This window comes from Microcoleus sp. ARI1-B5, from assembly GCF_036705795.1.
In the GTDB taxonomy this organism is placed as follows: domain Bacteria; phylum Cyanobacteriota; class Cyanobacteriia; order Cyanobacteriales; family Microcoleaceae; genus Microcoleus.
Genome location: NZ_JAUBVK010000005.1, coordinates 80,760 through 93,111, shown reverse-complemented (window position 1 = coordinate 93,111; position 12,352 = coordinate 80,760). Strand labels below are relative to the sequence as shown.

Sequence of the window (12,352 nt, the reverse complement as noted above, 5' to 3'; positions counted from 1 at the left end):
GTCAGTAGTCAGCAGTCAGTAGTCAGTAGTCAGTAGTAATTATTAGTTGTGATTAGTGATTAGTTATTAGTTATTAGTAGTAACTGCCAACTGCCAACTGCCAACTGTCAACTGTCAACTGTCAACTGTCAACTGTCAACTGTCAACTGTCAACTGTCAACTGTCAACTGTCAACTGTCAACTAACTATGAACCGTTTTCGCACAGCCTGCACCACCCCCGGAGAATTCATAATTACCGCCGAAGTAGCTCCACCAAAAGGCGGCGACATGACTCACACAATTCAAATGGCTGAACGCCTCAAAAACAGAGTTCACGCCATTAACATCACAGACGGAAGCCGCGCAGTGCTGCGAATGTGTCCGCTAGCAGTTTCGGCAATTCTATTGCAGCGGGGAATTGAGCCGATTTGTCAAGTTGCTTGTCGCGATCGCAATCAAATAGGCCTGCAAGCCGATCTCATGGGAGCCCACGCTTTAGGCATCCATAATATCTTGGCACTCACCGGCGATCCAGTCAAAGCCGGCGACCATCCCAAAGCCAAAAGTGTATTCGATTTAGAATCAGTCCGCCTGCTGCAAGTAATTCAAAAAATGAACGGCGGCTTTGACTGGAACGACAAAGCTTTAACAGACGGAGTTACCGATTTATTTGTCGGTGCCGCTGTCGATCCGCAATGCCCCAGTTGGTCGGGTTTACAAAGCCGATTTGAGAAAAAAGTAGAAGCTGGAGCCCAGTTTTTTCAGAGTCAATTAATTACAGATTTTGACATTTTGGATAAGTTTATGCACCACATTGCTGCTGGCTGCAACAAACCAATTTTAGCAGGAATCTTTTTGTTTAAGTCAGCCAAAAATGCTGAATTTATTAAAAAGTACGTGCCCGGAGTTCACATACCGCAAGAGACGATCGACCGTTTGGCAAAATCCCCACAACCCTTGCAGGAAGGCATAAAAATTGCGGCAGAACAAGTCAAGCTAGCGCGGGATTTGTGCCAAGGAGTGCACGTGATGGCCGTCAAGCGAGAAGACTTGATTCCGCAAATTTTGGATTTGGCGGGAATCGAGCCGCTGAGCTAACATTGAGCAAGCAAGCGGAAAAAACAATATACCGTAGGGGCGGGTTTTACCAACCATCCCTGTCCAAAATGAATAAGATAATAAACCCGCCCTCCCCCGCTAACATATTGAAATAAACAGGACAGTCATGGTTCAAACTATAGACAATCCAACGTCATCTCCCACAGCCGAGCAGCATTTTATTGTACGCGGCTTAACATGGCATCAATTCAAGGCTATTCAAGCTAGCTTTGAGAAGGTGCCGAATGTACGCTTATTTTACTGTGATGGAGTGTTAGAAATTGTGGGCATTAGTAAACCTCATGAGGAAACAAGATGTCTGATAGCAGCGCTACTGATAAATTATTTTCAATTCAGAAGAATACAATTTTTTCCCAGCGGTGCTTACAGCCAGATTGTTGAGGGTCAAGTCGAGTATCAGGCAGATTTATCTTATTGTATCGGGAATAGAAAAGATGTTCCCGATCTGTGTATTGAGGTGGTGATTACTAGCGGCAGTCCGATTAAACTTCAGAAATATCGGCTGATGGGTGTGCCGGAAGTTTGGTTTTGGGAAGATGGAACGCTAGAACTTTACCATTTGCGAGAACAGGGTTACGAGCGAATTACAAACAGCGAATTACTGCCAGAGTTAGACTTGTCTTTGCTGAAACGCTGCATTTTGTTTGCTTCGCCTTTGGATGGGCTTGAGGAGTTTTCTAGAGGCATGGGCGATCGCCAAACTTGACAAATATTGGATTTAGCTGGCCTCGATCCGCTGAGGTAACATTGAATTACTGTCCGCACAATAAGAGCGGACTTTCGGGCGCACGTGCGTTCCGTTTTTGTTATAGTAATCTACCGGACATGATATAACTGCTTGGCTCGTTCAGGAAACTTTGGCACAGAAAACTGAGAGTGTTAGTCCCGCAGAAGTCGCAACACAATAATAAACCCGTAGTACCAGCCATTTACTTGCCACAAAGGCGATCGCATTTTTCGCATTCAACTCACAGAATCCCGTTAGCAGCACTGAAAGTGGAGGGGTGACACGGATGACTGTCGCTCAAATGAGTGTCACTCGAAAATGCGACTGGGCGATCGCTCGGTTCGAGCGCTACAACAGTTGTAGATGCTGGTATCAAAGGGATTGAGATATTCTGGCTGTGTTTGTTTGATACCTCAATCCGAAAAAAAAGGCTGTTTCTTCCTAAAATCACAAATTGATGTTAGGAAGTATCTTAATAGTAGGTTGCGAAAATTTAGAACAGATAATGAATGATTAAACAATTAACCAAAAAGGCTTAGTTGCCCTACCTCCTGCTATAGCATCGTCGAAATCACGTTCAAATTAAGGACTTAACTTATGCAGCGCCCCATAGTTCTCATACACGGCTACTCAGCTAATTCAAAGGTTTTTGATGAATGGGAAAAAATTCTTGAAAGTCACCCCGAAAACAAAAATGTTATAGTCATCCATACAGCTAGCTATAAATCTCTTACTAATGAGATCACCATCAAAGATATTGCTGAAGCATTTGACCGAGTGCTTCGCTCCTATATTGAAGATAAAGAATTTGATGCCATTGTTCATTCAACTGGAATGCTGGTTATTCGCGCTTGGTTAACTACTTACGCCTATGCTGCTGATGTCAATCGTCGCAGTCGCCTTAAACACTTGATTGGATTAGCACCAGCAACTTTTGGCTCTCCTTTAGCCCATAAAGGAAGAAGTTGGCTTGGTTCGGTTATGAAGGGAAATCAAATACTTGGGCCTGATTTTCTCGAAGCTGGAAATCTGATTTTAGATAATCTTGAATTAGGTAGTCGTTTCACTTGGGATCTTGCTCATCTTGACTTAATTGGCTCTGCCAAAAATAAACCAGAAGATAAACCCTACTATGACGAAGATAACAAGACGCCTTATGTGTTTATTTTCTGTGGCAATCAGGGATATGACGGAGTGAAGGGATTAGCTAATACTCCTGGGTCTGATGGTACTGTCAGATGGGCAGGTTGCGCTCTTAACAGCCGCAAATTTATTCTTGATTTGACGCAAGATCCATCTCAAAATAAAGACAAGCCTTTAAAAGAACGAGGCAAAGCAGACGAACATCCCAAAAACCAGATTGATATTCCACTGGTGCTAATTGATGGTCACAATCACGAGACAATTGTGAAGAACCCTAGCAAAGATTTGGTTGATTTGGTGGTAGCAGCTCTAAAGGTTTCTAATCGAGATAGTTTTAGTACGTGGACAGCTAAGGCTCAATCTCATATGGATATCCTGAAAAATAAAAAAGGAGATCAATGGGAAGAATGGCAACAGTTTATTATTCGTGTTGTAGATGAGCGTCTCGATCCAGTTACAGAATGGAATGTTCAGTTTTCTATGAAGGATCGAGATGATCCAGATGGAAAAGAAATTTGGTTGGATGAACAATCAGATTTACACGTTCATACATACGCTAGGGACAAAAGTCTGCGATGCTTTCATGTCAATCTAAATAAACTGAAGCTAGAAAGCCTTTCTGAATTATCTATGAAGTTGATTGTTTCATCGGGAACTAGCCTTGTGGCTTATTACGGTTATGGAAGTGGAAAAATTACAGTAGAGGGCGAGCCACAAGAGTCAGACGGAACATGGGATGCACAATTGAAATTAGATCATCTTCTGAAGGCAGAAGTTAAATTTTTCTGCCCTTTTACAACTACTCTTATTGAGATTCGTCTGAATCGCGAACCAATGCCAATAAACAGAGCGAAAGAAAATACTATTTTAACTTTTGCAGAGAAGCCAAGGGAAGCTCTGTAGAGGAAGAAAGGGTGGCTGTCCCGTCGATCTGGTTCTTACCGCAAATATAGCGGGACTGCTATTGGTATAAGTCAGAAACTTTTCAGCAGTATTTTTTTTATAGGTACTGTAAAATTTAGATTGGGAATCTGTCGCAGTCGCAGCAGTACGATCGCATAAACAAGATAGTATCCAGGCGGAGATTGCACCGGCTCAGGAAAGGTTTTGTGAAGTCGGTAGTTGTACAATTGAGTTTATACCAGGTTTCAAAATTTATGCAACAGTCCCATGATTTTTGAGAAGATGAGCGGATTGCTAGCAGCGAATTGCTGTCTGAGTTAGACTTATCTGTGTTGAAGCGCTGCATTTTGTTGGCTTCGCCCCTGGCGGCACTAAAAGAGTTTCGTAAAGGCATTAGTAGCAATGACTGATTCAGATTTACTCGATCGCGATAATATCAAAATAGTAGAATCCCGAATTTCAGAAGTTACCGCGTACACCGATCGCGCCCTGATCACCCGCCGCGGCACAGTAGCCCTGACGGGAAACGAGCGCGAATTGACTGTAGCCTCTCTCCCCACAACCCTCGAAACCGAGTCAGTCAGGGCTACCGGCGCGGGTACAGTCGCCGTGCGATTGCTGGGAGTGCACACCGAAACCGTGTTTCACAGCGAACCTGCGGGCGATCGCATCGCCGAATTAACCCAACAAATCCAAGAGTTAGAAACCCAAAAACGTGCCATAGAAGATCAAATCGCCTCGCGAAAAATTCAACTCAAATTCGTCGAGAATTTGAGCGAAAAAAGTGTCGGTTCCTTTGCTAGCAACATCGCCAAACAGCAGATTGGTTTGAACGAAACCGGCGAATTGCTCAATTTTTTAGGCAGTAATTATAAAAAGTACGTAAGTGCGATCGCTCAACACGAAAGACAGCAGCGCGAATTAAACAAGCAAATAGAAGCTTTGCGCCAGCAGTTGCGCCAAGTACAAACTCCCCATTCCCACCAAAGTTTTAACATCATTGTGGCGATCGAACCCAGCGGCAGCGGCAATTTTGAACTAGAAATTTCCTATGTAGTCACGCGGGCCTGTTGGACTCCCCTGTACGACTTGCGAGTAAATACTACCAACAACCAAATCAATCTCAATTACCTAGCCGAAGTCAATCAAAAAACAGGCGAAGATTGGACGGGAGTAGCGCTGACTTTATCCACAGCAAAACCCGGAATGGGAACTTTGCCGCCAAAACTCCAACCCTGGTTTATCGATATTGTTCGCCCAAAATCTGCTCCAACCCCAGAATTTATGAGAAAACAGTACCGACAGACTGCGGAAGCAGAAATGGGAACAGATTATATGGAATTTGAGATGGAAAATGAGCCACAATCTGCAATGATGGCTATGCGCAGTGCTGCTGCCGCACCCGAGCCCATAGCTGCTCAAACCGCGACAGCAACAGTATCTAAAGAAGGCAGCACCGTCTCATTTCAAGTAGGAGGAAACACCAATATTCCCAGCGACGGCACGCCGCACAAAGTCACTATTTTCAGTGAGAATTATCCCTCTAAACCTGAATATATCGCTATTCCGCGTTTAGTCAGTTTCGCATATTTACAAGCAATAGTCACCAATCCGATGACAGGTGCAACTCTGCTGCCCGGTAAAGCAAATATCTTTCGCGACAACACTTTTGTCGGTACTTTACAGTTAGACAATATTTCCCAGGGCGAAGAATTTAAACTGAATTTAGGAATAGATGAAGGATTAAAAATTGAGCGGGAATTAGTGGAAAGACAAGTCGATAAAAAACTGATCGGCAATCAGCGGCGCACGACTTACGCCTATCGGTTAATTGTGACCAACTTGCAACAAGTGCCTGCCAAGTTGACGTTAAAAGAGCAACTGCCCGTCAGTCGAAAGGAGCAAATAAAAGTGCGGCTGACTATCACTAATCCGAAGATAGTAGCAGGTGAAATGGGACTGCTGGAATGGATAATCTCTCTGCCGCCGCAAGCCAAGCAAGAGTTATATTACCAGTTTGTTGTCGAACATCCTCCCGAGTTAACAGTCATCGGTTTAGATATTTAATTAGGATTTATGTTTTTAAGTTGTAGCGCCAGCTACAGCTTCTTCCTCTTTCACCAGAAAGAATTGGTTTAAAGCCGGAACCCTTTTAGGAAGAAATTAAAAGAAGACTATTAATTACTCCAATCCTCTTCCTTCCAGGTAGAGGTCGCTTTCAACTGTCAACTGTCAACTGTCAACTGTCAACTGAACAAACCCTATTTCCATCCTGTGAGAAAGGCAGGATCTCAACCATCTGCGGAAGCGTCAGGGGACTGAAGATGTCACACTTTCATTATCAAAAGTTTGACGATCTGACCGTGAAAAAGAACAAACCAGGATTAATTACAACGGGCGCAAAGTCCTGTCGAACGGTATAATGTCCGCTTCCTCAAAAAACGCCCCGATTTTTCAACAATTTGTACTCCAGCGATCGCGCCCCTGTTGTTTAGCATCGTACAAAGCTTTGTCTGCACAGGCTACCAGTGTATCTGGTTTAACTTCCAGCTTTGGTATGAGTGAGGCAATACCCAAACTGACTGTGACGATTTCCTTCACATCAGACTCTGCATGGGGAATCGCCATATCGTGAATTCCTTGCTGAATGTTTTGTGCCACCTTAATCCCTGCTTCTAAATTCGTATTCGGGAGGAGTACCACAAATTCTTCTCCACCGTAACGCGCTGCTAAATCCGTGGAACGACGGACTACTTTTTGTAATCTTTGCCCTATTCTAATTAAGCAATCATCCCCAGCCAGATGACCGTAGTAGTCGTTGTAGGACTTGAATTTATCAACGTCCAATAAAATTAGAGAAAGTGGCTGCTTTTCTCGCGCTAGGCTTTGCCATTCACATAGAAGGCGATTGTTGAAACAGCGACGGTTAGCCACCTTAGTTAAACCATCTAGATTGGCCAGTTCTTCTAATTTTTGATTGGCATCTTGGAAAGCCAATTCTATTTGTTTGCGTGCTGTAATATCACGGATAGTAACGGAAAAACCATCTCCTAGCTTGACTGCTACGAAGTGAAACCAGCAAGATTCTCCCGATGGATGGTAAAAATCCTGTTCTAAAGGTTCCCCCATCTCGACAATATTAACAAAGCGATTAAATAGTTCTGGAGCAACACGATTCAGGAATTTTTTGAGTACCAATTTACCAATCATCTCTTCACGCCTACTGTTAAAAGCTCTAGAAATCACGGGGTTGACGACTAAACACCGAAAATCCTCAATCTCCCCAGTTTCGGTGTTACGAACAGCCTGCATTGCCGCAATACCATCAAGGGAACTATTCAAAACACTAGCAAGTAAAGCCCTCGATTGATAAAGTACCTCTTCTGCTTCTCTGCGCTTAATATTTTCTTGTTCGAGAAGACGCTGCTGGCGTTGAATGGTTAACTGATTTTCCAGACGCGCCACTACTTCTTCGATTTGAAATGGTTTGGTGATGTAGTCTATAGCCCCTGACTCAAAGGCGGTTACTTTGTCGAAGACATCATCTAAAGCACTAATGAAAATAACTGGAATGTGGCGGAAATCTGCATCGGCTTTGAGAGTTCTACAGACTTGATAACCATCCATTTCTGGCATTTTGATATCTAAAAGAATCACATCGGGTCGCTTTATCTTCACCGTTTTCAGTGCCATCCGCCCACTGGTGACGCTGCGAACAGTGTAGCCGACTTTGAGGAGCGCATCGCTTAGTAATTGTAGATTTTCGAGCAGATCGTCTACAATTAGAATATTACCTTTATTTGCGATTTCATAATTAAGATTCATTGCTTATCAGGGGTTCAACTAAATCAACAATCTGCTCAAATTGAAATTTACGGGCAAGTTGTGTCAGCGTTTTTACTAAATAACTCTCTGTTTTGGGAATTTCTCCTACCAGTTGTATAACCAAATTACTATTAGCCTCAAGAGCAGCTTCGTATAGTTGACTAATCCATGGTTGAGGCATACAGGTGAGGTGTTGCGATGTCAAGACGCTCTCTGTTAAATCCTCGGATGTAGGCAGTTGTGTTTCTGCATAGATATATTTGACTCCCAAATGCTTGGCTAGTGCATCAAAAATAATGTGTTCAGCCAAGGGTTTGCGAACAAAGTCATCACATCCTGCCGAAAGCACGATCGCCTTTTCTTCTTCCAACACACTCGCCGTTAACGCGATTATAGCTGTAGCATTGCCTTTGGTGGTAGATTTAATATATTTTGTCGCTTCGTAGCCATCCATAACTGGCATCCTCATATCCATCCAAATCAGGTGCGGTTCCCATTCATCCCAAAGGGCGATCGCCTCTTGTCCGTTACTAGCTTCTTTCACCTCAAATCCCAAGGGACTCAGCAACTTAATTAGCAATTGTCGATTAATCGCTTTATCATCTACTGTGAGGATTTTGTAGGTAGGTTGCTCCGGCGCAAGCTCCAACACTCTTGGATGTGATTCTAAACTATTGGTGACTGTTTGCTGACCCAATTTTGCCTGAATATTGAATTGAAAAGTTGTGCCTTTTCCTAATTCACTTTCTACCGAAATATCCCCACCCATCAGTAGCACAAATTTCCGGCTGATTGCTAAACCTAAACCCGTTCCTTCCTGCATCTCTTTTCCGGCTTGTGCTTGACTAAAGGCCTCAAAGAGTTTTGGCAGTTCTGCAGGTGCAATACCTACCCCAGTATCGCGAATCCTGAAATGGATCTGAAAAACATCTGTTGTTTCTTGCTCTCCCTGAAAGACATTGAGAGTAATTTGACCAATCCAAGTAAATTTGAGCGCATTACTGAGTAAATTAATTAAAACCTGACGCAGTTTTACTTCATCAGTACAGATATAGCGGGGGACATTTTCAGTACGCTGAAAAAGCAACTTTAAACCTGCATTGGTTGCCCGCAGATGCAGCATATCTTCTAAATCATTGAGCAAGCGATGCAGGTCAAAGTCTTGAGGATTGAGGGTGGTTTTACCCGCTTCGATTTTCGATAAATCCAGAACATTATTAATTAGCGTCAGCAAGTAGTCGCCATTACGATAAATGATCCCGACATTTTCATGATGGTCGGCTGGGAGGTTGTTGGCGCGTACCATCAATTGCGAAAAGCCGAGAATGGCATTGAGGGGCGATCGCAATTCATGACTCATATTGGCAATAAATGTACTTTTGGCTTGATTGGCTACTTCGGCTTTTTCTTTGGCAACTGCTAATTCTGCCGTCCTCTCCTCTACACGCTGTTCCAAAGTTTCAAAAGATGTTTGTAACTGTTCTCCCATCTGATTAAAAGAGTCTGCCAAGGTTTCTAGTTCAAAAACGCCTTTTACCTCCACAAGCTGACTGAGTTCACCACTAGCGATCGCTCTACTGGCTTGACTCAACCGCCGCATCGGTGCTGCAATCAAATTTGAGGTAACAATTCCCAATCCTGTGGCGAGCGCTAAAGTCAATAGGCAAAGTAAAATTGTTGTATTGGTGTTGGCATTAATTTCTGCCATAAAGTAAGACTCTGGGATCGCCGTCACCAATAACCAGTCCAGACCATATTGATCTCGGTAAGCTACAACCTGAGCAAATAGTGTGTTTCCCTTAACTGGTACTTTGAAGTTTAGATGAGTTGGAATCTGGCCGAAATCCCTATATTGCTGGTGGAGGTGAGTGGCGATCGCTTTTGTCCACCCATCCCGACTTTCAGTAGTGGTTAAACGAGTTGGCGGTTTCTGGTTGTGATTCACATAAGGAAGCTCTAGAGTGGATGTAGCAACTAGATCGCCGGAACGCTCCATGATAAAGGTTTGTCCCCAGCGCGAAAAATTTAGTTGACTTAAAAAAGTGCTGATATCAGACAAAATAATACTATTGTTAAAAACGCCTTGAAACTTTCCCGTAGCATCATAGACAGGAACTACAGCATTCATACCCAATGTTGGCAGCACCCGATAAACATAAATCGGGGACCAGGTTTGTTTTTTGGCCGCTTTTGCAGCCCGATACCAGTCTGTGCGGCGGATATCTACCGCCAATGAATAAATCAGTTTCTTGGCTCTTCCTTGGTGGTCAGCCAAATAATAGTTTCGCTGGGTTAGCTTGGAAGGTGTGACTTCGGTGAAGAGAATAGTACCAATTTCTAGGTTTTCCCCAGTTAGCTTTTTGGCTTGTTCGATCGTCTCTTGACTGACAATCCGGGAATAACCAATCGCCTCTCCCCTTTCATTAGCGAATAAGTAATTGTTGGCTGACAGGGACGGATATAGGTTAAGCTGCTGCCAAAAGTGATTCCGTAATTGCTCGAAGTCGTTGGCATTGAGCAAACCCTGCTGAACGGCGCGATGACTGGATGATGAAGCTTCTTGTTGTTTTCCCTGGTAAATATGGAGATAATCGAAAACCCGATTTGTTGCTTGATCCATCAACTGATTCGTCAAATTTTCTACGGCCTTTTGCCCGCTACGGTAGGAAAGATAGCCAACTAGCCCCACTGCGCCGACAATTTGCAAGACAAAGGGGACAATTAATACTAATCGCAGGGGGATTGGTCGGGATTTTTTGGATTGATTGGGGCGATGGTTAATCATCGGCGATCGGGGGTTGATCTCCCCTTATGGGACTTTCCGGTGGGATTTGGATGAGCGATGGTTGATTGACAAGTTTGCTTCTGGAACGAAAAGGCAGGTAAACCCTCAAACCACAGTCATTTGTTTCTCCAGGCAGTAAATTCTCTGAGCCATATCAAACTCGCGCCCCCCCCTGCGCCATCTGACTAACCAATATACTTCTAAAATTATCGATTCGTCATTGGCTGTTTTTAACCGCAATCTTTCGGCAGCTAAGTAGATCCACTTAAAAAAACGTAAAATATAGTTTTGGACGCAGAAACCGGGCTTGATGGACGAAAAAACATCGTTATAGCTATTCGCCCCGCTATCAAACCCGGTTGATGAGAGTTTCTGCGCGCAATACCAGTTCCCAAAAGTAATGCAACTGTAGGAGAGCTTCCAAACCCTTATTTCATCAGTACCTTGAGGCTTGACTGAATCGATTTGTTCGGAACGCTGAGAATATTGATTAGACTTCTGGCAAAAAGCCTGTTTTGAACAGGCAGGATGCCGCCTGTTCCACAAGAATTTATGGAGATGTCTATTGTACTCAAGTCTATTGCCAAAGAGATAACAAGTTGATTGGGTGCAAATATCTAGCCAGCATCCGCATCAGCTTGCAGCAAAGTAGGGTGGCCCAATCCCAGCAAGTGCAAAGGAAGTGCGATCGCACAACTGGGAATCCCATACTTAGCTTTCAAAAATTTACCTGTAATTTGTAAACTGCAAAGCCACCGGATAATCTTCTTGCTTCAAGCGTTGAATTACCAACTGCAAATCATCTTTATCTTTAGCAGACACCCGCACTGCATCGCCTTGAATCGAACCTTGAATTTTTTTAAACTCATCGCGGATTAACTTAGTAATCTGTTTGGCGATTTCCTGAGTGAGTCCTTTTTTTAGTTTAATTTCTTGACGGACGCGGCTGCCGCTAGCAGGTTCAATTTTGCCGTAATCAAAAATTTTCAGAGATAAATTCCGCTTGGCGGCTTTTGTTTGCAAAACAGTGTGAATTGCATCGAGCGTAAATTCGCTGTCCGTATTGACAGTAATTGATTCTTCGCCCAATTCCACGGTGGTTTTGGTATCTTTCAAATCGTAGCGGCTTTGAATTTCCCGCACTGTTTGGTCAACAGCGTTAACTAATTCTTGCCGGTCGAACTCGCTGACAACATCAAATGAATAATTAGCAGCCATAAATTAGTAATTGGTAAAGTGGTAATTGGTAATGGGTAATTGGGAATTGGTAATGGGTAATGGGTAATGGGAATTGGGAATTGGTAATGGGTAATGGGTAGTTGGTAGTTAGTAGTTGGTAATTAGTCATTAATTAAGTGTTTCTTAACTAATGACTAATGACTAATGACTAATGACTAATGACTAATGACTAATGACTGATGACTGATAACTGCTGACTAATAATAATTAGCCATTAACAGCCATCAAACTGAAATAGAATAAAGAGACAGTGCAAGAAGAACTAATCGCAAACATGAGCGATCGCCCCAGCGGTATATTCAGAATATAGAAAACCGAAAACAACAACCGGGCTAGAGGAAAAGCAATCGCAGCCCAACCTGCCGCCTCCGAATCAACCCCCGTCACAAAAGCCATCAAAGCCGCCGCTGAAAACAGCATAAACGTCTCAAACGAATTTTGGTGAGCCCAAGTTGCCCGCTGAGCGTAAGCAGGCAACCTGTCAAACATAGCGCGGGGGGCCGCTCGATCGTAACCTAGCTGCAAGCGGGCGAGGGCAACCACCAAAAACGGTGCATAAACCAGCGCCGCCGCCGCAGCAATACAATCAAGCAGAATAACCGACACAGGCAATCCCAACACCATCATCCGC

At 43.6% G+C, this 12,352-nt stretch carries 8 protein-coding genes; 4 read left to right on the top strand and 4 right to left on the bottom strand.

The features are described from left to right. The first annotated feature begins 187 nt into the window (after positions 1-187). The 4 genes from QUB63_RS10200 to QUB63_RS10185 all read left to right on the top strand — a co-directional run bounded on the left by QUB63_RS10200 (position 188) and on the right by QUB63_RS10185 (position 5,939). Positions 188-1,078, top strand: a complete 891-nt coding sequence (locus QUB63_RS10200) for a methylenetetrahydrofolate reductase (protein ID WP_332944899.1) — start codon at positions 188-190, stop codon at positions 1,076-1,078. Positions 1,079-1,205: 127 nt separating this feature from the next. Beyond that, on the top strand, positions 1,206-1,805 hold the full coding sequence (locus QUB63_RS10195) for a Uma2 family endonuclease (RefSeq protein ID WP_332944898.1): 600 nt from the start codon (positions 1,206-1,208) through the stop codon (positions 1,803-1,805). 618 nt (positions 1,806-2,423) lie between these two features. Next, on the top strand, positions 2,424-3,872 hold the full coding sequence (locus tag QUB63_RS10190) for an esterase/lipase family protein (RefSeq protein WP_332944896.1): 1,449 nt from the start codon (positions 2,424-2,426) through the stop codon (positions 3,870-3,872). 402 nt (positions 3,873-4,274) lie between these two features. Next, positions 4,275-5,939, top strand: a complete 1,665-nt coding sequence (locus tag QUB63_RS10185) for a mucoidy inhibitor MuiA family protein (protein ID WP_332944894.1) — start codon at positions 4,275-4,277, stop codon at positions 5,937-5,939. A 387-nt stretch (positions 5,940-6,326) separates the two neighbouring features. On the opposite strand, the gene QUB63_RS10180 is transcribed toward QUB63_RS10185, so the two are convergent. From QUB63_RS10180 to QUB63_RS10165, 4 genes are all read right to left on the bottom strand, one after another. Beyond that, positions 6,327-7,697, bottom strand: coding sequence for a diguanylate cyclase domain-containing protein (locus QUB63_RS10180; RefSeq protein ID WP_332944892.1), 1,371 nt, complete (start codon positions 7,695-7,697; stop codon positions 6,327-6,329). Further along, positions 7,687-10,482, bottom strand: a complete 2,796-nt coding sequence (locus tag QUB63_RS10175) for an ATP-binding protein (protein ID WP_332944891.1) — start codon at positions 10,480-10,482, stop codon at positions 7,687-7,689. The genes QUB63_RS10180 and QUB63_RS10175 overlap by 11 nt, the downstream gene beginning before the upstream one ends. Before the next feature lie 726 nt (positions 10,483-11,208). Further along, positions 11,209-11,700, bottom strand: coding sequence for a YajQ family cyclic di-GMP-binding protein (locus QUB63_RS10170; protein ID WP_332944889.1), 492 nt, complete (start codon positions 11,698-11,700; stop codon positions 11,209-11,211). Positions 11,701-11,928: 228 nt separating this feature from the next. Next, on the bottom strand, positions 11,929-12,345 hold the full coding sequence (locus tag QUB63_RS10165) for an MAPEG family protein (protein ID WP_332945216.1): 417 nt from the start codon (positions 12,343-12,345) through the stop codon (positions 11,929-11,931). Positions 12,346-12,352: the final 7 nt, after the last annotated feature.

Coding starts and splice junctions, on each gene's coding strand:
- QUB63_RS10175 (WP_332944891.1), bottom strand. CDS start 10,482: ATGATTAACCATCGCCCCAATCAATCCAAAAAATCCCGACCAATCCCC.
- QUB63_RS10195 (WP_332944898.1), top strand. CDS start 1,206: ATGGTTCAAACTATAGACAATCCAACGTCATCTCCCACAGCCGAGCAG.
- QUB63_RS10180 (WP_332944892.1), bottom strand. CDS start 7,697: ATGAATCTTAATTATGAAATCGCAAATAAAGGTAATATTCTAATTGTA.
- QUB63_RS10185 (WP_332944894.1), top strand. CDS start 4,275: ATGACTGATTCAGATTTACTCGATCGCGATAATATCAAAATAGTAGAA.
- QUB63_RS10170 (WP_332944889.1), bottom strand. CDS start 11,700: ATGGCTGCTAATTATTCATTTGATGTTGTCAGCGAGTTCGACCGGCAA.
- QUB63_RS10200 (WP_332944899.1), top strand. CDS start 188: ATGAACCGTTTTCGCACAGCCTGCACCACCCCCGGAGAATTCATAATT.
- QUB63_RS10190 (WP_332944896.1), top strand. CDS start 2,424: ATGCAGCGCCCCATAGTTCTCATACACGGCTACTCAGCTAATTCAAAG.
- QUB63_RS10165 (WP_332945216.1), bottom strand. CDS start 12,345: ATGGTGTTGGGATTGCCTGTGTCGGTTATTCTGCTTGATTGTATTGCT.